This window comes from Halovibrio sp. HP20-59, from assembly GCF_033052795.2.
Taxonomy (GTDB): Bacteria; Pseudomonadota; Gammaproteobacteria; order Pseudomonadales; family Halomonadaceae; genus Vreelandella.
The window spans coordinates 54,183-74,904 of the sequence record NZ_JAWJUW020000015.1 but is presented as its reverse complement, the minus strand read 5'-3'; the positions used below and the strand labels follow the sequence as shown (position 1 = coordinate 74,904).

Annotated in this window: 14 protein-coding genes; 2 read left to right on the top strand and 12 right to left on the bottom strand. The window is 56.9% G+C overall.

The window, feature by feature from the left end:
* Window positions 1–198: 198 nt before the first annotated feature.
* From RZA33_RS15500 to pilM, 9 genes are all read right to left on the bottom strand, one after another.
* Complete coding sequence (locus tag RZA33_RS15500) at window positions 199–1,617, bottom strand: FAD-dependent oxidoreductase (protein ID WP_317508612.1); 1,419 nt, start codon at window positions 1,615–1,617, stop codon at window positions 199–201.
* 36 nt (window positions 1,618–1,653) lie between these two features.
* Window positions 1,654–6,096, bottom strand: a complete 4,443-nt coding sequence (gltB, locus tag RZA33_RS15495; RefSeq protein ID WP_317508611.1) for a glutamate synthase large subunit — start codon at window positions 6,094–6,096, stop codon at window positions 1,654–1,656.
* Window positions 6,097–6,600: 504 nt separating this feature from the next.
* Window positions 6,601–7,713, bottom strand: coding sequence for a 3-dehydroquinate synthase (gene aroB, locus RZA33_RS15490; protein WP_317508610.1), 1,113 nt, complete (start codon window positions 7,711–7,713; stop codon window positions 6,601–6,603).
* Window positions 7,710–8,270 carry a shikimate kinase AroK gene (aroK, locus tag RZA33_RS15485; protein WP_317508609.1) on the bottom strand — a complete coding sequence of 187 codons (561 nt, stop codon included), beginning with the start codon at window positions 8,268–8,270 and terminating at the stop codon, window positions 7,710–7,712. Before aroK ends, aroB begins: the two co-directional genes overlap by 4 nt.
* The gene (pilQ, locus tag RZA33_RS15480) at window positions 8,270–10,306 is read right to left on the bottom strand and encodes a type IV pilus secretin PilQ (protein WP_317508608.1); all 2,037 of its coding nucleotides are present in this window, start codon (window positions 10,304–10,306) and stop codon (window positions 8,270–8,272) included. Before pilQ ends, aroK begins: the two co-directional genes overlap by 1 nt.
* A gap of 14 nt (window positions 10,307–10,320) precedes the next feature.
* Window positions 10,321–10,857: a pilus assembly protein PilP gene (locus RZA33_RS15475; RefSeq protein WP_317508607.1), complete on the bottom strand. Its 537-nt coding sequence runs from the start codon at window positions 10,855–10,857 to the stop codon at window positions 10,321–10,323.
* Window positions 10,854–11,513 carry a type 4a pilus biogenesis protein PilO gene (locus RZA33_RS15470; RefSeq protein ID WP_317508606.1) on the bottom strand — a complete coding sequence of 220 codons (660 nt, stop codon included), beginning with the start codon at window positions 11,511–11,513 and terminating at the stop codon, window positions 10,854–10,856. The genes RZA33_RS15475 and RZA33_RS15470 overlap by 4 nt, the downstream gene beginning before the upstream one ends.
* The gene (locus tag RZA33_RS15465; RefSeq protein ID WP_317508605.1) at window positions 11,510–12,094 is read right to left on the bottom strand and encodes a PilN domain-containing protein; all 585 of its coding nucleotides are present in this window, start codon (window positions 12,092–12,094) and stop codon (window positions 11,510–11,512) included. The genes RZA33_RS15470 and RZA33_RS15465 overlap by 4 nt, the downstream gene beginning before the upstream one ends.
* Before the next feature lie 10 nt (window positions 12,095–12,104).
* Window positions 12,105–13,166 (bottom strand): type IV pilus assembly protein PilM, encoded by a 1,062-nt coding sequence (pilM, locus tag RZA33_RS15460; RefSeq protein WP_317508604.1) that lies wholly within the window; start codon window positions 13,164–13,166, stop codon window positions 12,105–12,107.
* Between the two features lie 211 nt (window positions 13,167–13,377).
* Here pilM and RZA33_RS15455 point away from each other — a divergent pair, with 211 nt between their 5' ends.
* Window positions 13,378–15,906 carry a PBP1A family penicillin-binding protein gene (locus tag RZA33_RS15455; RefSeq protein ID WP_317508603.1) on the top strand — a complete coding sequence of 843 codons (2,529 nt, stop codon included), beginning with the start codon at window positions 13,378–13,380 and terminating at the stop codon, window positions 15,904–15,906.
* Between the two features lie 98 nt (window positions 15,907–16,004).
* Here the strand turns inward: RZA33_RS15455 and RZA33_RS15450 are convergent, their stop codons facing one another.
* The 3 genes from RZA33_RS15450 to RZA33_RS15440 form a co-directional block, all read right to left on the bottom strand.
* Window positions 16,005–18,023, bottom strand: coding sequence for a TRAP transporter permease (locus tag RZA33_RS15450; RefSeq protein WP_317508602.1), 2,019 nt, complete (start codon window positions 18,021–18,023; stop codon window positions 16,005–16,007).
* A 35-nt stretch (window positions 18,024–18,058) separates the two neighbouring features.
* A complete protein-coding gene (locus tag RZA33_RS15445) occupies window positions 18,059–18,568 on the bottom strand; it encodes a DUF1850 domain-containing protein (protein ID WP_317508601.1) in 510 nt (169 codons plus the stop codon).
* 87 nt (window positions 18,569–18,655) lie between these two features.
* Window positions 18,656–19,615 carry a TAXI family TRAP transporter solute-binding subunit gene (locus RZA33_RS15440; protein ID WP_317508600.1) on the bottom strand — a complete coding sequence of 320 codons (960 nt, stop codon included), beginning with the start codon at window positions 19,613–19,615 and terminating at the stop codon, window positions 18,656–18,658.
* A gap of 353 nt (window positions 19,616–19,968) precedes the next feature.
* On the opposite strand from RZA33_RS15440, the gene csiR reads away from it, so the two are divergent.
* Window positions 19,969–20,688, top strand: a complete 720-nt coding sequence (csiR, locus tag RZA33_RS15435) for a DNA-binding transcriptional regulator CsiR (protein WP_317508599.1) — start codon at window positions 19,969–19,971, stop codon at window positions 20,686–20,688.
* The last annotated feature ends 34 nt before the right edge of the window (window positions 20,689–20,722 follow it).

The following is a 20,722-nucleotide window of genomic DNA, read 5'->3' as shown; positions in this document are numbered from 1 at the left end:
ATAGCCTGATCGCCCGACAAGTCTGGCTCCTACAAGACTCAGTGCAAGACGGGGTCGTAGGAGCCCAATTCATTGGGCGATCAGCAATCATCGAAGCGCCGAGGGTGATAGCCGATAGATAGCCTGATCGCCCGACAAGTCTGGCTCCTACAAGACCGAGTCCAAGACGGCATCTACCAAACGGTGCTGGAATCCGTATTAAACGCCCAGGTAATCCAGCATCCCTTCCGCTGCCTGGCGGCCTTCATAAATCGCCGTAACGACTAAATCAGAGCCGCGCACCATATCGCCACCGGCAAATATCTTCTCGTTGCTGGTTTGGAAGGCGTATTGGCCATGCTCCGGGGCTTTCACACGATCGCGCTCATCCACCTGAATATTGGAAGGATCGAACCAAGGCGCAGGACTGGCCTGGAAGCCGAAAGCAATTACCACAGCGTCCGCTGCGATAATTTCTTCGGAACCGGGCACCACCTCAGGACGCTGGCGGCCGTTTTCGTCCGGCTCACCCAGGCGTGTGCGTACTACTTTGACACCCTCGACCTTGTCTTCGCCGACCACCGCCACCGGCTGACGATTGAACAGAAACTCCACGCCCTCTTCACGGGCATTGGCAACCTCTTTGCGCGACCCTGGCATGTTGCCTTCATCACGGCGATAGGCACAAGTCACGCTGGTGGCGTTTTGACGAATCGAGGTACGGTTACAGTCCATCGCCGTATCGCCGCCGCCTAGCACGACCACGCGCTTACCTTCCATGGAGATATAGTCGCTGGGGTCTTTTTCAAAGCCCAGGCAGCGGTTGACGTTGGCAATCAGGAAATCCAGCGCTTTGTACACGCCCGGTAGATCTTCGCCGGGGAAGCCGCCTTCCATGTACTTATAAGTACCCATGCCTAAGAAGACCGCGTCGTACTCCTGCATCAAGGTCTCAAACTCGATATCGGTGCCGATTTCGGTATTCAGGCGAAACTCGACGCCCATCTCCTCAAAGACTGCCCGGCGGCGCTCCATCACGCTTTTTTCCAGCTTGAACTCGGGAATACCAAAGGTCAGCAAGCCGCCGATTTCGGGGTATTTGTCGAACACCACCGGCTTAACGCCGTTGCGCGCCAAAATATCCGCACAGCCCAAGCCCGCAGGACCTGCGCCAATGATGGCGACTTTTTTGTCAGTCCAGGTGACGTGGGCCATATCCGGCCGCCAGCCCATGGCAAACGCCGTATCGGTGATGTACTTTTCAATCGAACCAATCGTCACTGCACCAAAACCGTCATTCAAGGTGCAATCGCCTTCGCAAAGGCGATCCTGCGGGCAGACGCGTCCACATACTTCGGGCAGCGAGTTGGTTTTGTGAGAAAGCTCAGCGGCTTCAATAATATTGCCTTCCACCACCAGCTGTAGCCAGTTAGGAATGTAGTTGTGAACCGGGCACTTCCACTCGCAGTACGGGTTACCGCAATGCAGGCAGCGATGCGCCTGGCTGGCCGCATCAGTGGGCTTGTAAGGCTCGTAAATTTCCGCGAACTCTTTAGAGCGCGTATGAGCGTCTTTCTTTTGCGGGTCTTTACGACCCACATCGATAAACTGAAAATCATTATTTAAACGGTTGGCCATGAACTCTCTCCTGTCAGCGTAATGGGCACAAGCGGGTTATTCCGGCTGACGCCGAGACTGATCAAGCAAACTGCCCAGACTGGCCGCTTTGGGTTTCACCAACCAAAAGTGGCGCGCGTAGTCGCTGAAGTCTTCCAAAATGGCCGCCCCGCGCGCGGAACCCGTCGCAGCCACATAGGCTTCGATCATTTCACGCAGGTGGCGACGATACGCCTCCATGATCTCGGTGTTGATGCGATGAATTTCGACCAACTCATGGTTGTACTTATCCACGAAGGTACGCTCTTCATCCAACACATAGGCAAAGCCACCGGTCATGCCCGCGCCGAAGTTGACCCCTGTCTCGCCCAATACACAGACCAAGCCGCCGGTCATATACTCGCAACAGTGGTCGCCTGCGCCTTCAATCACTGCCGTGGCACCGGAGTTACGCACCCCAAAACGTTCACCCGCAGTACCCGCTGCAAACAGCGTCCCGCCGGTAGCACCATAGAGGCAAGTATTGCCGATAATCGCAGTTTTGTGGCTTTCAAACTGACTGACCTTGGGCGGCACAATCACGATGCTACCGCCGTTCATACCTTTGCCGACGTAATCGTTGGCATCGCCTTCCAGATAGAGATGCAAGCCGCGAGCGTTCCACACCCCAAAGCTCTGCCCCGCCACGCCGGTAAAGCGGGCGGTCACCGGCGCCTCCTCTAGGCCTTCTTCGCCATAGCGCTTGGCAATCGCACCGGACGTTAGCGCAGCGACGCTACGGTCACAGTTGGTAATGGTGAAATCAAACTCACCACCCGACCGGTTTTCAATGGCGTCTTTCAATGCTGCCAACACTTCCTGGTTTTTAGCACCGGGATCGTGAGGCACGTTACGACTGACCTGACAAAATTGCGGCGCGTCGCTGGGTACAAAGTCGTTGGCTAACAGCGGGGTGAAATCTAACTTGCGCTGTGAGGCCGTCTCGCCCTCCAACACTTCCAGCAGATCGGTGCGCCCGATCAAATCGGTGAGCTTGCGCACGCCGAGCATCGCCATTAGTTCGCGTACTTCTTCGGCGATAAAGCGGAAGTAGTTTTTGACCATATCCACTGTGCCGCGGAAGTGCTCGCCGCGCAGGAAATCATCCTGGGTAGCGACACCGGTGGCGCAGTTGTTGAGGTGGCAGATACGTAGGTACTTGCAGCCCAGCGCCACCATCGGTGCGGTGCCAAAGCCGAAGCTCTCAGCGCCCAGAATCGCCGCTTTGACCACATCCAAGCCGGTTTTTAAGCCACCGTCGGTCTGTAGGCGAATTTTATCGCGCAGGCCGTTAATGCGCAGCGCCTGGTGCACTTCGGGCAGCCCCAATTCCCAGGGCGAACCGGCGTGCTTGATCGAGGTCAGCGGGCTCGCCGCCGTACCGCCGTCGTAACCAGATACGGTAATCAAGTCCGCGTAGGCCTTGGCCACACCGGTGGCGATGGTGCCAATGCCCGGTTCGGAGACCAGCTTCACCGACACCTGGGCGTCGGGATTGACCTGCTTAAGATCAAAAATTAGCTGAGCCAAATCTTCGATCGAATAAATGTCGTGGTGCGGTGGCGGTGAAATCAGCGTGACGCCGGGGACCGCGTAGCGCAGCCGAGCAATCAGCTGATTGACCTTCCCGCCGGGCAGCTGACCACCTTCGCCCGGCTTAGCGCCCTGAGCGACCTTGATCTGCAGCACTTCAGCATTGACCAGATAATGGGGCGTCACACCAAAACGACCGGAGGCGATCTGCTTGATTTTTGAGCTACGAATGGTGCCGTAGCGCTCTGGATCTTCGCCACCTTCGCCAGAGTTAGAGCGGCCACCGGCTTCGTTCATAGCCTGAGCCAGCGCTTCGTGGGCTTCCGGGGATAGCGCGCCCAGTGACATTCCTGCGCTATCAAAACGCGGTAGCAGATCTTCAACGGCCTCAACTTCGTCAAGCGGCAAGGGTGTTTCCGCTGGCTTGAGCTTAAGCAAGTCACGAATGGTCGCCACCGGACGCTCATTGACCAGCCGCGCGAACTTCTTCCACTTGGTGTAGCTGCCCTCTTGCACTGCGGCCTGAAGCGACATCACCACATCGGGGTTGTAAGCGTGGTACTCGTGGCCGTGGACGTACTTGAACATACCGCCCTGGGAGATACCTTTACGGGGAATCCAGGCGTCTTTGGCCAACAGCGCCTGCTGCATTTGCAGCTCGGCAAAGCCAGCGCCTTGAATGCGCGACGCCATGCCCTTAAAGCACATGTCCATAACTTCATCTGACAAGCCCACCGCTTCGAACAGCATCGAGCCACGGTAAGAGGCCAGCGTTGAGATGCCCATTTTCGACAGGATCTTGAACAAGCCTTTTTGCAGGCCTTTGCGGTAGTTTTCGCGACCATCAGCCGGGTTGCCGGTGAGTTCACCAACGCGGTGCATATCCGCCATCACCTGATAAGACAGCCACGGATAAACCGCCGTAGCGCCGACGCCAAACAGCACCGCCATTTGGTGCGCATCACGCGCATAGCCAGTTTCGATCACAATATTGGCATTAGGCCGTAGCGCTAAACGCCCCAGATGCGTATGAACGGCGCCCACGGCCAGCGCGGCCTGAATGGGAATCAGCCCTTTCGGCAGCTCTGCATCGGTTAGCACCAGGATAACTTTACCGGCGCGCACTTGGCTTGCGGCCTCTTCACACAGCGCCTTAAGCGCCTGGTGAAGGCTCTGCTGCTCAGGGTCGTACCCCAGCGACAGGGTATGGCTGGCAAAGGCGGGGTCATCCTGGCTGACCAGCGCGGTAAACTTGCGCGGCGAGAGTATCGGCGTGGTCAAAATCAAGCGGTGCGCGTGCTCAGGCGTGGCTTTGAAAACGTTAAGTTCAGCCCCACCGCAGGTTTCCAATGACATCACGATCGCTTCGCGCAGCGGGTCGATGGCCGGGTTGGTCACCTGGGCAAACTTCTGACGGAAGAAATCAGTCAGCAGGCGCGGGCGCGTTGAAAGCACCGCCATGGGGGTATCGTCGCCCATGGAGCCCACCCCTTCCTGGCCGCTTTCCGCCAGCGGGCGTAGCACCTGGTCGCGCTCTTCAAAGCTGACCTGGAACATCTTCTGCTGCACGTTAAGCGCGTCAGTGTCCATGGTTTGGAAACGCGCCAGCTCGGTCAACGCTGACTCTAAATAGTTGGCCTCCTGCTTTAACCAGCGCTTATAAGGGTAGGCTGACTTCAACCGTTCATCGATATCATCGGTGTGCAGCACTTCGCCGGTATGCGTGTCCACGGCAAGCATTTGCCCCGGGCCGACGCGCCCTTTGGCGACAACATCTTCCGGCTTGTAGCCGTAAGTGCCGGTTTCCGAGGCCAGGGTGATATAGCCGTTTTTCGTAATCACCCAACGCGCCGGACGCAGGCCGTTACGGTCGAGCATACACACCGCCTGGCGGCCGTCGGTCATGACCACGCCCGCCGGGCCGTCCCAGGGCTCCATGTGCATGGAGTTGTATTCGTAGAAGGCGCGCAGCTCGGCGTCCATGGTTTCGACGTTTTGCCACGCTGGCGGCACCATCATACGCACTGCACGATGCAGCTCCATGCCGCCAGTCAGCAGCACTTCCAGCATGTTATCCATACTGGAGGAGTCGGAGCCGGTGGTGTTAACGATTTCATCCAGTTCGGCGATATCCGGCAACCGCTCGTTAACGAAGTTGGCTTTACGCGAGTTCGCCCAGCCGCGGTTGGCCTCAATGGTGTTGATCTCACCGTTGTGGGCCAGCAGACGGAACGGCTGCGCCAAGGGCCAGCGCGGCGCAGTGTTGGTCGAAAAGCGCTGGTGGAACACGCAAATAGCGGTTTCCAGGCGCGGGTCGTTCAAATCCTGGTAGAACGCCGGTAAATCTTCCGGCATGACCAAGCCTTTATAGGAGACCACTTCTGACGATAGCGAGGCGACGTAGAAGTCTTCTTCGTCGCGCAACGCCTGTTCGGCACGGCGGCGAGCCATAAACAGGTCAACGTCAAAATGTTCACCGAGGCCCGGCTGCACAAACAGCTGGCGAATGCGCGGCAGGCAGTCAAGCGCCATGGGGCCGCAAACGCTGGAATCAGTCGGCACGTCGCGCCAGCCGAGCACATTGAGGCCGCGCGCTTCCAGCTCGCTCGTCAGAGTGTCTCGGGCACGCGCTTCGCGGGCATCGTCATTGGGCAAAAACACAACGCCCACGGCAAAGCGTTCGCCCAGCTCCGCGTTAAAGGCCTCTTCGGCCAACGCCTGCATAAATTGGGTCGGCATTTTAAGCAACAAGCCGCAGCCGTCGCCGGTTTTACCGTCGGCAGCGATACCACCCCGGTGGGTCATGCAGGTCAGGGATTCAATGGCAGTTTTCAGCAAGTCGTGGCTAGCCTGGCCTTCCATATGGGCAATCAGGCCAAAACCACAGTTATCGCGAAACTCGCCAGGCTGGTGAAGACCTTTATTCATGGGCGTGCCTCTACTAGTCAGCGTATTTTTTTAGCAGCGTGCTTATGGTATAAAAGGCGGTTTTGCTTTTTTTATAGTGCTTACAACCTGCCCAGGATGGGGTATTCCCAACGTTCGCTGCCGCAACAAAATGGCCGGTCAGCATAGCGATTGGCGCCCACCTTGCGCAATCGTCGTGTGCTCGACACAGCCGTAAAACTCTTTTCAAATCTTGTATTTGCATTCTCATTCAAGAAAAAAATGCATACACTTCAACCACTTGTAACTATATAAAACGGAATTTCAACGCCCCTGACTCGAAATTAGACTTTAGTCTAATAAGGGCCATATTACCCATGCCGATAGCGCATACGGCATACGGATTATAAAAAAACACTGTTCTACTGCTGGGGTGATGATCGTTAGCCAGCGATAAAAAACCCGCCGCATGCAACGACGCCCCTTCAGGGCCGTTACATTCAGCAGGTGCTAGCTTAAATAATGAAATAATTGAGTTGTTGCCGCTCAGCAGCGCGGGTAATCGTCAAGCAGCGTGCGGAGAACATGAACGGGCGTGGCATCGCTAATACAGGCATCGCCTAGGGCGTTAAGCAGCACCAAGCGTAGCCGGGCATCGATATTTTTCTTATCTAACCGCATGCGGGCTAAAAAGTCATCGCTGGTCATGTTCGCCGGTGCCGCCAACGGCAGCTCAGCGCTTTCGATGACGGTAAGGCTGCGAGCCAGCGCTGCGTCGTCGATCCAGCCCAAGCGCTGGGAAAGCGTCGCCGCCATGGCCATGCCCGCACCCACCGCCTCGCCATGCAGCCAGTTACCATACCCCTGATGCGCCTCAATGGCGTGGCCAAAGGTATGGCCCAGGTTGAGCAGCGCCCGTACGCCCTGCTCGGTTTCGTCCTCGGCGACAATATCGGCCTTGATTTGGCAGCTACGCGCGATGGCTTCGGCAACAAGCTCAGGCTCTACGTTGAGTAGTTCGGCCATATTGGCTTCCAGCCAGCTTAAAAATTCTTCGTCACGGATCAGACCGTACTTGATGACCTCGGCAAGCCCAGCGGATAGCTCACGACGTGGCAAGCTCTTAAGTGTGTCGATATCTACCAGCACGGCCTTGGGCTGCCAGAAAGCGCCAATCATGTTTTTACCCAGCGGGTGATTGACCCCGGTTTTACCCCCTACCGACGAATCCACCTGGGAAAGCAGCGTAGTGGGCACTTGGATAAACGCCACGCCGCGCTGATACGAGGCGGCTGCATAGCCGACCATATCGCCGATCACTCCGCCACCTAAGGCAACGAGGGTGCAGCGACGGTTAAAACCGGCTTCCAGCAGCGCATCCCAAATGCGACTGACCTGTTCAATGGACTTGTACTGCTCGCCATCGGGGAGCACGACGGTGCGCACATCAAGGTGCGCTGGCAGGCTGGCGCAGAGCTTTTCCAGATACAGCGGCGCGATGGTATCGTTAGTGACCACCATGACTTGCTGACCCGCCAAGTACGGCGTCAACGCATCGGTTCGACCAATCAGCCCGGTAGCAATATGAATCGGATAGCTACGCTCACCGAGGGCGACGTTAAGGGTGCGTTGCGCGCTTGCAGTGGCGTTCGAAGTCATGGCGATACCTGATGTTTGGATGAGGGCTCTAGCGGATCCACCAGCCGATGCACCCGGCGCAGAATTTCATTGACGACGGCCCGGGGGCTGCGGCGATCGGTACGCACGGCAATATCCGAAGTAGCGCGATAGAGCGGGTCGCGCTGGACAAACATATCGTTGAGCACCTGCTCGCGATTAGCGCACTGCAGCAGCGGCCGATTGCGATCTTTTGCCGTTCGCCTGAGCTGCTGATCAACGGTGGTCACCAGATAGATCACCGTGCCGCGCTCACGCAGTGCACGGCGGTTTTCTTCGCGCAGCACCGCGCCGCCGCCGGTGGCCACCACCACCGGCGCAAGCTGGGTCAACTCGTCGATCATGTGAGTTTCCCGCTGGCGGAAGCCCTGCTCGCCCTCGACATCGAAAATCCACGGGATATCGGCACCGCAGCGATCCTGTATGGCGTGGTCACTGTCATAAAAGGGGCGCGACAATTCGGCCGCCAACAGGCGACCAATCGTGCTTTTGCCAGCCCCCATGGGGCCTATGAGAAATAGATTGGGTAAATCCTGCATCAGCGAACCGTCAAACCATCGTCAAGGAGTCGTGGAGTAATAAAGACTAACAACTCTACCTTTTCATTGCTCTCTTCGGTATAGCGAAACAGCCTCCCCAGCCAAGGAATATCACCCAATAGCGGCGTTTTAGCCATTTGACGCAGCTCTTCGGTCGTCAAAATGCCGCCCAACACCACCGTTTGGCCGTTATCTACCAGCACCTGGGTTTCGATTTGGTTAGTGTCTATCGGCGGTTCGCCGCCAAATTCTGACTCGCGGAAGCTGTCATTTTTAATCACCAAATCCATAATAATGCGATTGTCAGGGGTAATCTGTGGGGTGACTTCCAACGACAGCTCGGCTTCTTTGAATTCGGTATCGGGGTTGTCGTTGCCATCCACGCTCTGGAAAGCGCGCTCTTCACCCTGGCTGATTCTGGCGGTACGTTGGTTGGCGGTAATAATGCGCGGTTGTGAGATGGTTTGGCTTTTACCTTCACTTTCCAGCGCCCGTAGCTCCAAATCCAACAAGATATCGCCGGATAAATAGCCAAAGCTAAAGCCGGTGCCCGGCCCGGAAGCTGCGCCTAAGTCAACGGCTAGGCCACCCTGAGCGCGATTAATGCCATCGGGGTTAATATCGCGGCGGCTGAAAGCGCCGCTTTCGCCCTCTTGGAACCCCCGCGTGCTCGACATGCCCCAGTTAATTCCCAGCTCGCGGGAGGCGGTGTCGCGGGCAATGACGATGCGGGCTTCAATCTGAACTTGACGAACGGCGACATCCAAGCGATCCAGCGTGCGTAAAATATCGCTCACTTGGTCGGCGGTATCCTGTATCAGCAGCGTATTGGTACGCTTATCAATGCTCACGCGCCCACGCTCGGTCAGCAGCCCAAAGCCGTCGCCGCCGCGCAACAGCTCGGCTAAGTCTTCAGCGCGCGCGTATTTAATTTCGATAAACTCGGTCACTAATGGCGCCAGCGTCTCAAGCTGGTTACGCGCCTCTAGCTCCTGGCGCTCTAAATCGGCCAGCTCGCTGGCAGGCGCCACCACAATCACATTGCCCTGCTCACGGCTCGACAACCCCTGGCTTTGCAAAATCAGCTCCAACGCCTGATCCCAAGGGACATCATTTAAGCTAAGCGTTACCCGACCCGTGACGCTGTCGCTAGCCACCAAATTCAAGCCGGTAAATTCAGCCAGTGTGGCCAGCACCGAGCGCACTTCGATATCCTGAAAATTGAGGCTCAATCGCTCACCACTATAGCGCTCGTCAGTGCTTAACCGCTCGGGTTCGTCATTAACCGGCTGCACTTCGACGGTCAGCGTGCGGCCATTTTGCGATGAGATCATCGCGTAGGCGCCTTGGGTGTTAATCGCTAACTGCGTGTCGCGCGGCCCTGGCCGGGGGGTAATGCGCGTGACTGGGGTGGCAAAATCGGTCACGTCGTAGACCTGATTGAGCGCATCGGGAATAGCGACATTACGCAGATCAACCAGCACTTGGTCACCGCTGCCCTCACGCACGTTTGCCTCTATGCCTTCACGGTCAAAGGTCACCAGCAAGCGGCCAGCACCTTCTGGGCCACGACGAAAATCAATATTCTCAATCTGCGGCCCTTCATCGACTTCCAGCGCGTCCGGTACAGAAGGTGTATTACCCGCCGTTGGCGCGAACGTCACCCGCAATCGATCATCCAGTAACTGAGAGGTAAATTCACGCGATTCACTCAGCGCCACCACCAAACGGGTACGGTTATTGCCCTCTAGGGCGGTAATCTGGTCGATGCCGCTGCGATTAACCGTCAGGCGTCGCTCGGCTAGCCCGCTTTGGGTGTCTGCCAAATCCAGCGTTACTCGGGGTGGGGAGTCAAGGCGGTAGCTGCGTAGCTCGGGCACGTCGCCGGTAAAGCGCAGGTCAAGGTAAGTTCCACCGTTCTCGGCGGGCTGGACCTCAATGTCAGTCAGCACCGAGGCAGCCGCCAATGAGGGCAATAGCGAGAATAGTGCGGCCACCACCATAAAGAAAATGCGTCGCCTAGCTGTCACTGCCATGAGCTATTATCCACTTACTCGTTGTTTTCGTTAATGACCAGCGATACCTGGCGCTTCTGCCAGCCTTCTTGCTGGGTGAACACCCGCTCGGTAACGCGAACTTCTTGCCCGGTGATATCGACAATACGGCCGTAGTCGGTGCCCATATAGTTTCCCTCTTTGACGCTCGTTACGTTGCCATCAGGCGATGCAATCATGGCTACCTGTCGGCCACCCATACGCAGCGTACCGACTAATCGCAGCGCCTGCAGTTGAAAACGCTCTAACGGCTCCTGCTCGCGCTGCTGGTCAGGGGCGAGGGCGCTACCGCTGCGGGACAGATGACTCTTAGCAACGGCGTCTGGTGGCAAAAATGGGCTACGCTCTTCGCTATGCAAATAAGTTAAAGGCTGGCTTTCAGGCAACGACACGCTGACAACCGGCGGCTGCCCACCGGGAGAGCGACGAATATCCGCCAGGGTACGCTCAAGCTGCACTAAATCCGCATCCGCACAGCCCGCAAGCACTGACACAGTGACCGCCAACAAAAGAGGAGAAGCTAGCTGTTTCATGGTGCTTCAACCTCCGCGTTGTCAGGCTGATCGCTTTCGTCAACGTAGCGATAGGTGCGCGCCAACAGCGAAAGGCGCAGCGCGTCACCGCGATCATCAACGGGCTGCAAACTGAAATCGTGCTGGGTCACCATGCGCGGTAACGAGGCGATATCGGCACTAAAGCGGGCCAATTGGTGGTAACCGCCACGCACCTGAATATCCAACGGTTGCTCGACATAATGGCGTTGTGCTTGGGTGGGGCGTAGCCGAATCGTTTCGATGGTTAAGCGGTTATCAACGGCGGCGTCGCTAATGCTATCGAGCAGCGCAGGAATTTCAGCGTCGGTGGGTAGCATGGTGCGCAACCGCGTTATCTGCGCTTGGAGGGTGCTAAGCTGCTGGCGCATTTCCGGTAAGAAAGCAGCCTCGGCGGCTTTGCTGCGGTACTCGCTCAACAGCCTTACTTCTTGGCGCTGAGCCGCCGTTAAGGCGTCACGCTGTTCACTCACCACTAGCCACGCCATCATGGCCAGCGCGACCATCAGCGCTAAGCCACCGCTCAACACTTTCAATAGCCATGGCCAACCGCCGGCTTCTTTAATATCCAGATCTCGCCAATCGACGTCGCGCAGTTGCTGCCATTGCTCGGACCACTGCTCGCGATTCAACCTCATGGGGCGTCCCCCTGAATGCTTTGATCTTGGCCTTGCGGCACCGCTGGAGCGGTTTGCTCAACATCAAAGCGAAACACGCGGCCAAGGCTGTCTGGGTCGTTTTCCACCGCCGAGAGCGATGGCACGCCTAGCCCCGGCAGCGAGGCGATTCGGCGCAGCTGCTCGGAAACCTGCCGTTCGTTACCGGCAACCGCGGTGACGCTAACGCTATCGCCGCTTTTCGATAACCGCTGATAGACCACGCCATTGGCCACGCTGTCAGCCACATCATTAAAGAGCTGCACGGTATGCGCTCGTTCCGCCTGCAACGCTTGGAAGACCGCGATCTGCTCGGTTAACTGCTCGGCATCGCTCTGGTAACGCGAAACACCCTCGATATCGGCGTTTAGACGTTCAATATGGTCGTTAATAGCGGCATTCCGCTGCTGCTGGGCGGCCAGCTTAAACTGGTAAAGTTGTGCCACTAGCAGCCCAAGCACGACGCCCAGCAATAGCATCGCCGCCACGACAGCGTAAAACTTTCGGGTCCGCCGTTCCCGCTGAACTTCTCGCCAAGGCAATAGATTAATAGTGATGCTCATTGGCTGGGCCTCATTGACTCACTCTCATCGCTAAGCCACCCGCGGTTAGCATTGCCGGGGCATCATTGGTCAACGCCTGGAGATTTAAACGTTTATTGACCTGCATGCGCTGGAAGGGGTTAGCGATAGTGACCGACATACCGCTGTCGTCGGCAATACGCTCGGCGAGCCCGGGAATGACGCTCGACCCGCCCGCTAACACGATGTGTTTTACCTCCTGCTGACGCCCGGCGGTGTAGTAAAGCTGTAACGAGCGGCCGACCTGCTGTACAACGGTTTCCAGAAATGGATTAAGGACGCTTTCGTGGTAGTCATCGGGCAATCCGCCGCGCTTTTTGGCGAAGCCCGCTTCTTCCATGCTAAGCGCATAGCGGTCGCGAATCGCATCGGTGAGCTGTCGGCCACCAAACACCGTGTCGCGGGTATAGACAATATGGCCGCCACGCACGACGTGAAAGGCATTCATATTGGCGCCAATATCGACCAAACCCACGCAGGCGGTGGGGTCGTTCTCCACCTTCAGCTGGCGGCGCAGTTCGGCCAGTGAACGCTCCATGGCAAAAGTTTCCACATCCACGGCGGCGGGCTCCAAGCCAGCCCGTTCCAGCGTATCCGTGAGTTGCGTTACATCCTGTTGCCGGCAGGCGACCAGCACGACCTGCTGCTGCTCTTCATCGAACGGCATGGGACCCAGGCACTCAAAGTCAAACGCGACCTCGTTGAACGGAAAAGGAATATGGCGGTCTGATTCGGCCACAATGCGCTCTTCGATCTCGTCTTCACTTAAACCGATTGGAAAGCTCAGCGTTTTGGTAATGGCGGCACTCGCGGGTACGGCAACCGCTGCTTTACGCGTCGACGGTTTGGCATGCTCCACGGCTCGACTAAGCACACTGGCCACATCATCGATATCGCGGATCCTGCGCTCAACAACGGCCCCCTCACGTAGTGGACGCACGGCATAGCTTTCTACTTGGTAATTATCGTGGCACTGTTTCAGCTCAAGCAACTTCACGGTCGCCGAGGTAATATCGACGCCGATCAGGCCTTTAGCAGATTTTAGAAAGCGCATATTCGTTATGGCTCCGCCTGTTTATCGCCTGTCTATCGCCTGTTTGTTGCATAGCGTGAGGTTACATGATTTCTAGTTAAGTCACACGCACAGGCACTTAGCGCATATCAACACTGGTGACCGCCGCCTCGGCTTCCTATAATGGCTGCCAATTGCTAATACGGCCGTTTAGACGCCGATCCTTTTATTCTTCTCAGGGTGCTCTCTGTTCATGACGTTGCTTCGAACCCTTATTGTGTCGCTGTTCTTTCTTATCGTGTCGTTGGTCGGTGCCGGCGCGCTCGCCGTGGTGGGGGCCGCGTTGTATTTTTCCCCAGGCCTGCCGGACGTTCGTCAATTACAGAACTTTGAGCTGCATACGCCGCTGCGAATCTTTACTCAAGACGGAAAATTGATTGGCGAATTCGGCGAAGAGCGCCGCATGGCGGTCGATTTTGATGACGTGCCGCAAGATATGGTCAATGCGTTAATCGCTGCCGAGGACGCCAGCTATTTCGATCACGCTGGTGTTGATCCCCGCGGATTAGCCCGGGCGGCCGTCGAGCTTGTCCAGAGTGGCGGCACCATCCAGTCAGGCGGATCGACAATCACTATGCAGGTCGCGCGTAACTATATGTTGACGCTGGATCAAACCTTTACACGCAAAATTCGCGAAATCCTGCTAGCACTGGAAATGGAGCAGGCGCTGAGTAAAGAAGAAATTTTTGAGCTTTACGTGAATAAAATATTCTTAGGTAACCGTGCCTACGGCATCGCAGCGGCTGCTGAAACCTACTACGACAAGCCGCTCGCCGAGCTCACTCTTGCCCAAACGGCGATGATTGCCGGCCTGCCGAAAGCCCCCTCGGCCTTTAACCCGCTGGCTAATTCCGAGCGCTCACTGATTCGTCGCAACTGGATTCTGTTCCGTATGCGCAAGCTAGGCTATATCGACGACGCCACCTACCAAGCGTCTGTACAAGAGCCTGTTACCGCACGGCGCCACTATACTCGTGCAGAAGTCGACGCAGCCTATGTCTCCGAAATGGCACGCCAGTATGCGATAGAGCGCTTTGGCGATGATGCCTACACCGGCGGCTACCGCATCTACACCACCATTGACAGCGAGCTGCAGCCCTTCGCACGTCAAGCGCTAGCCAAGGGGCTAATCGACTACGACCTACGTCACGGCTGGCGCGGACCGGAACAGCGTGAGATTGCCGCGAGTCTTGTCGAAGCGCAGGAACAAACCGAAACCCAAGGCCTGGAAGAGGAACTTTCGGAGTCGCCGGAAATTCGCCAAACCGCGCGCCAAGCCGCCCAGCGTAGTCAAACAGAAGTCGAAGGCATTGAGGGTGATGTCAGCAACTGGATTCAGGTGCTTGAGCGCACGCCCAACTACAGTCTGCTCCAGCCTGCTATCGTGGTCGAAAGCAGCGGCCGTGAGATGCAGGTACTGACCCGCAGCGGCGGGCTACAAACCATTGGCTGGGAAGGGCTGAGCTGGGCTCGTCCTTACCTTAGCCCGCGTAGCCGCGGCGCTGAACCCAGCTCAGCTGAGCAGATTGCCGTGCGTGGCGATATGGTTCGCGTGGTTGAGAAAGAAGACGGCTCGTTACGCCTTTCCCAGCGCCCGGGCGTTGAAGGTTCGTTAGTCGTCCAGGACCCACGTACCGGCGCCATTCTTGCGCTGCAGGGCGGTTTTGACTTTAATGCCAGCAAGTTCAACCGCGCCGTACAGGCGCAGCGCCAATCAGGCTCCATTTTCAAGCCGTTTATCTACCTCGCGGCCCTCGAAGACGGCGAAATGAACGCGGCCAGCGTGGTCAACGACTCGCCCGTCGTGCTTGACGATGGCAGCAATTCCTTGTGGCGGCCGGTCAATTCTAGCCGTGACTTCAACGGCCCCATGCGCCTACGTCCAGCACTCGCCCGTTCGCGCAACCTAGTGACTATCCGCGTGCTGCAGACAATGGGCATAGAGCACACAATCAACTTCTTAGAAGGTTTCGGCTTTGCACCAGGTCGTTTACCCAATGGGTTGTCTCTAGCGCTGGGTAGTGCCAGCTTAACCCCCATGGAGATGACCAACGCCTACTCGGTACTCGCCAATGGTGGTTTCCAGGTCGCCCCGTGGTTTATTGAACGGGTAACCCGCAACGATGATAGCGAAGTGATTGATGAGGCCACGCCACAGGTGGCTTGCCGCAGCTGCGCGGAGGATCAGGAAACGGTTGAAATCGATGGTCGAGAATACCCGATCGCCAAACGGGTGGCCGACCCGGCGGCCGTTTATATTCTGCGCGATATGCTGCGCGACGTTATCACCTCGGGTACTGGCCGTGGCGCGCTAACCCTAGGCCGCGACGATATCGTCGGCAAAACCGGTACCACTAATAGCCAACGTGACGCCTGGTTTGCTGGCTTTAATAATGAACTTGTGACAACGGTGTGGGTAGGCAAAGACAGTAACGAAACTATCTCTGAGTATGGGTCTCAGGCCGCGCTACCCATCTGGGTAGAGTTTATGGGCAATGCCCTTGAGGGAACGCCGAGTGCCGTGCCCGAGCGCCCGGATAGCGTGGTCACCGCGCGGGTCGACCCGGACACCGGCCAGCGCTTGGCCGAGGGTCAGTCCGGCGGTATAACCGAGCTGTTCCACGAAGACCACCTACCGGATTACCAGCAACGCCGCATCAGCCGCGAGCTGGAAGAAGCCAGTGGCTCACAAGGGTCTGGTACCGCCGAATCAATTTTCTAACCCTAACGTAACGAGCCTCACGCGTTACAAGCCCCGCTCAGCAAAAGGCCCGGAGATAGCTTCTCCGGGCCTTTTTGTTGCTGGCTGGTAGGTGGGGGTTACTGGCTAACGGGCGCCGCTGACGCTTCGCGCTTGCTGGCTAACCAGTTAGCAGCGATGAGGGCGATCATGACCGCCACACCGGCAATTTCAGTCATCAGGTTCGGGTAGAACACCCCTATAATCGCCGCGGTAATGGCAACGCGAGGTAGCCACGACATCCGAGTAAACAGATAGCCTTCCAAAGCAGCCGCAAAGGCGCCTAACGCCAGAATGGCAATGACAGCATTCCAGATCACTACCACTACCGGCCCGCCCATTATGATTTCTGGGTTAAACACCATGAACAGCGGGATCAAGTAGAGTCCCTTAGCAAACTTCCACGCCTGGAAGCTGGTTTCCATCGGCTTACTGCCCGCAATCGCCGCCCCGGCAAAACCTGCCAAGGCGATTGGCGGCGTCACGTTGGAGTCTTGGGAGTACCAGAATACCACCAGGTGAGCGACCAACAACGGAATGCCAAACTCCTGGGTAAGCGCGGGGCCAACGAGCACAATCAAGACGATGTAACTGGCAGTCACCGGCAACCCCATGCCCAGCACCAGGCTTGCCAGTAGCACCATCACCAGCGCCAGCAGGATGTTGCCACCGGAAAAGGCCATCATCATAGAGGAGAACTTCAGTCCTAATCCGGTTAAGCCCACGATGCCAACAATAATGCCGGCCACGGCGCAAGCCATGGACACCGCTACCGCATTGCGGGCACCTAACTCCAAGCCCTCGATCAGCTTGGCAAATCCTTGGCGGGTGACGTCTTTGATCGCGCTTGCCGTCACCGGCTGGCCCTGCCTAGGCGCCACAAAGAAAAACCACAGCACATAACGCAAGACCGCCACCGCCAAAATGGTCACCACTGCATAGTAGCCCACCCGCATGGGCGACATGCTCATCGCCAGCAGCCAGATCAGCACAGCAAGCGGCAGCAGGAAGTGCCAGCCATCTTTCATGACCTGGCGCATCTGTGGCAGCTCATGTTTGGGCAGCCCTTGCATACCTTGCTTAAGCGCAATGATGTGCACAAAAAGATAGACCGTGGCGAAATACATAATCGCCGGCAAGATACTGACTTTGACGATATCTAGGTAGGGTGTATTGGTGTACTCGGCAATCAGGAAGGCGCCCGCGCCCATCAACGGCGGCATAATTTGCCCACCGGTCGAGGCGGCGGCTTCGATACCGCCCGCCTGTTTAGGCTTATAGCCCAGCCGTTTCATTAGTGGGATAGTAAAGGCGCCGGTGGTCACCACGTTGGCAATCGCGCTACCGGAAATAGACCCCATTCCCGCCGAGGCTAAAACGGCTGCTTTGGCAGGCCCGCCGCGTTGGCGACCGGTCGCAGCGTAGGCCATATCAATAAAGAATTTACCTGCGCCGGTGCACTCCAAGAAGGCCCCGAACAACACAAAAATAAAGATATAGGTCGCCGCGACCCCAAGCGGCAAGCCAAATATGCCTTCTTGGCCTAGGTAGAGTTGGCCGGCAACCCGATCAAACGTGTAGCCCCGGTGCTCCAGAATGCCCGGCATCCACTCGCCCAGCCAAGGCAGCTCACCGCGCGGCCCGGCAAACGCATACACGATTGCCAACACGCCTATCAATGTCATACCGAAACCCACCGCCCGTCGGCTAGCCTCTAGCACGGTGACAGTGGCGATACAGGCAACCAAAATGTCGGTACTGTTCCAAAAGCCCGCGCGGCTGAAAATCTCATCCAAGTTGAGCACTAAATAGCCGCCGGTGAGGAGTGCCCCGGCCAAAAACAGCAGGTCTAACCCCCAGCTCAAGACCCCACGCTGGCGGCGGGGGCCGAAGGCAGGAAACATTAAAAACGCCAGCATCATAATCAATGCCAGGTGGATACTGCGCTGATAAAAAAGCCCTAAAGGCTGAATGCCGGCGGAGTAGAGTTGAAACAGGGAAAGACCCACCGCCACGAGGGTGATCGCCCACAGCACCATGCGGGGTTGAACCGCATTAGCACCCGGCATCACGCTCGGGGGTTGTTTGGATTCGCTCATGAAGCCCTCGAAATTAATCACTAATGTCGTTTTTATTAACGCGGGGAAGCGCTAGGTGCCACTAATTGAATGGTCACGCGTTGCCCGGCGGCATGCTTGCTGAGGCTCACCGGCGGATGTTCAGCGTCTGGCCACACCACGCGATGATTGACAGCCAGTGAACCTACCCTTAATACATATCGGTTATTGGTGACAGGCTCGTTAATCGCATTAATCCAGTAGCCCCCCCGGCCATCTGAGACCTGCTCGCCACGGCCAAAGATATGCCCAAGCCCGGCGGCGAAGTCGGGTTGATGGCTACGCTCCAGTTGCATGGTGCCCGCCGCATTACGATAGCAATCCAGCACCGTAAAGTGCTCGACAGAATGCTGCCATTTAATACACCAACGACCGCCATCAGGCACCGCAGCGTCTACCAGACGCTCGCCTTGTTCGCTCACCACGGCCAAGCGCATAAACGAAGTCGCCGAAGCAGGGGTTTCCCCCGCTTCGGCGAGCGGACAACATGCTATGAGTAGCGCCACCAGTCGTTGCTGCCACTGCATGGCAATGTCCTTACGGCAATGTTTTTACGAATGTTTTTTTAGGACCACGTTTTGTGACAGCGCTTTTAGGACAGTGTCACTCAACGGTTACGGACGCATGCGATCGGGAATCTCAGCGCCCACTTCTTCGAAGTAACGCAGTGCGCCTGGGTGCAGCGGCACGGGGGTAGACGCCATGGTGAACTCAACGGTAGTGTCGTTTGCCGCCGGATGCACCGCTATCAGCTCATCGGTGTTTTCAAACAGCAGTTGGGTCAGTTGGTAAGCCAGCTCTTCGTCCATATCGGCATTGACGACAAGCACATTGGGAATACCGATAGTTTGAACCGCTTCGTCCATGCCGTCATACATACCGGCGGCTAGCTCATACCGGGAGAACACCGCTTCTTCTTCCTGAGCATTGGCAATTTCTTCATCAGACAGACCAATCAGACGAATATCGCGGGTGGCTGCCAGGTTAAGAATCGAGCTGGTCGGCGGGCCGACGCTCCAGAAACCGGCGTCGATGTCACCGTCGCGAATGGCATCGGCGGTTTCATTGAAATTCAGCCGCCGGGGAGAGAAATCGCTGTAGCTAATGCCGTTGGACTCTAACAGCGCGCGGGCATTCAACTCGGTGCCGCTACCCGGCGCACCGACTGACACGATTTTGCCTTCCAAATCAGCGATTGATTCAATATCCGACTCCGCCAACGTCACCAGCTGAACGGCGTTAGGATAAACCGAGGCCAAAGCGCGGGTATTTTCAATTTGACGGCCTTCGAAATCATCGGTGCCGGTATACGCTTGATAGACGGTATCAGCGAGTGCCAGCGCAAGGTCCGCATCGCCGCGCATGATCAAGCCCATATTTTCAACCGAGGCACCGGTGACTTCAGCAGTCGCTTGGGCGCCTTCGATATGGTTATTGATCATTTCGGCAAAACCACCGCCGATAGGATAGTAGACGCCGCCGGTACCGCCGGTGGCGATCGACAGTTGCTGGGCGCTGGCTGGGAGCGCAACCGCTAGCATAGAAGCAGCCGCTATATAGTGAAGAGTTCGCATGAGCGTTTCCTCCGTCCTGTTGGACTTATAGGTATGGTTGACGATAAAGGAGGTGTTCCCCCGCTTCTGCCTGTCATTAAAAGCCAAGCAAAAGCGGTTATCAGAAGTTAGCACGGCTTATGCGTTAGATGCTAATAAGGCTTTATCAGTGCAGTAGCGTTTTCAACGTTACCAAAATGACAGCGCTAATAGGCGTAACCGTCAAGCAGTTGGGCCTAGTAGCTACGCACTAAAATCATGAAATCCGGCACAAATGTCTTACTCCATGCCAAATTGTTATTATTTGTTGATAATGGCCGTCAATTCCACCCACCTCGCCTTTATTATTGATTCAGGATAGGAGCCAAACTGCTATGGAGCCCGGTTTTAAAGAAGAAAATAGTGGGGGCAAAGACGCGCCGCGCCAAAACCTCGCCATCAGTGCTTACCGTCAACTCAAGCACGACATTATTCGTGGCCACTTCGCGCCTGAACAGAAGCTGCTGATGAGCCGCCTGAAAGAGAAATACGGCGCGAGCACCGGGCCGCTGCGGGAAGCGCTTTCACAGCTGGTAGCTGACCGTTTAGTGGTGGCTATTAGCCAGCGCGGCTACCGGGTGGCGCCCATGTCGCTGGCCGAACTCAACGACATTTACGACGCCCGCGCTCAGCTTGAAGGGCTGATTCTGCGCTTGGCTATTGAGCGCGGCGACGACGACTGGGAAGCCACGGTCCTGGCCACCGCGCATCGGCTAGCCAAAGTCACCGACATCAACTCCCCCGACGACCTGCTCGATATCTGGGATCAGCGCCACAAAGCGTTCCATACCGCCATTGCCAGTGGCTGCAACTCCCCTCACCTGCTGCAAATGCGCAATACACTGTTTGACCAAGTAGAGCGCTACCGCCATTTGTGGCTGCAGGAAACCGTGATGTCGCCCCAGGCGCTGGCGCTTAAACGCCAGGAGCACGCCGCGCTGGTCGATGTCATATTGGCTCGCGATACCGCCAAAGCCGACAGCTTAATGCGCGACCACTTGATGACCCCGGTGCCGATTATTACCCGAGTACTCAAAGCGCGCGGTATGCACTAAATTCTGCGCTCCATAAAAATGTAGATATTTTTAC

Bases quoted from the DNA above. Each gene is read 5' to 3' on its own strand.
- RZA33_RS15465 (WP_317508605.1), bottom strand. From the start codon at position 12,094: ATGAGCATCACTATTAATCTATTGCCTTGGCGAGAAGTTCAGCGGGAA.
- RZA33_RS15450 (WP_317508602.1), bottom strand. From the start codon at position 18,023: ATGAGCGAATCCAAACAACCCCCGAGCGTGATGCCGGGTGCTAATGCG.
- RZA33_RS15455 (WP_317508603.1), top strand. From the start codon at position 13,378: ATGACGTTGCTTCGAACCCTTATTGTGTCGCTGTTCTTTCTTATCGTG.
- RZA33_RS15500 (WP_317508612.1), bottom strand. From the start codon at position 1,617: ATGGCCAACCGTTTAAATAATGATTTTCAGTTTATCGATGTGGGTCGT.
- pilM (WP_317508604.1), bottom strand. From the start codon at position 13,166: ATGCGCTTTCTAAAATCTGCTAAAGGCCTGATCGGCGTCGATATTACC.
- RZA33_RS15470 (WP_317508606.1), bottom strand. From the start codon at position 11,513: ATGAGGTTGAATCGCGAGCAGTGGTCCGAGCAATGGCAGCAACTGCGC.
- csiR (WP_317508599.1), top strand. From the start codon at position 19,969: ATGGAGCCCGGTTTTAAAGAAGAAAATAGTGGGGGCAAAGACGCGCCG.
- pilQ (WP_317508608.1), bottom strand. From the start codon at position 10,306: ATGGCAGTGACAGCTAGGCGACGCATTTTCTTTATGGTGGTGGCCGCA.
- aroK (WP_317508609.1), bottom strand. From the start codon at position 8,270: ATGCAGGATTTACCCAATCTATTTCTCATAGGCCCCATGGGGGCTGGC.
- gltB (WP_317508611.1), bottom strand. From the start codon at position 6,096: ATGAATAAAGGTCTTCACCAGCCTGGCGAGTTTCGCGATAACTGTGGT.
- RZA33_RS15475 (WP_317508607.1), bottom strand. From the start codon at position 10,857: ATGAAACAGCTAGCTTCTCCTCTTTTGTTGGCGGTCACTGTGTCAGTG.
- aroB (WP_317508610.1), bottom strand. From the start codon at position 7,713: ATGACTTCGAACGCCACTGCAAGCGCGCAACGCACCCTTAACGTCGCC.
- RZA33_RS15445 (WP_317508601.1), bottom strand. From the start codon at position 18,568: ATGCAGTGGCAGCAACGACTGGTGGCGCTACTCATAGCATGTTGTCCG.
- RZA33_RS15440 (WP_317508600.1), bottom strand. From the start codon at position 19,615: ATGCGAACTCTTCACTATATAGCGGCTGCTTCTATGCTAGCGGTTGCG.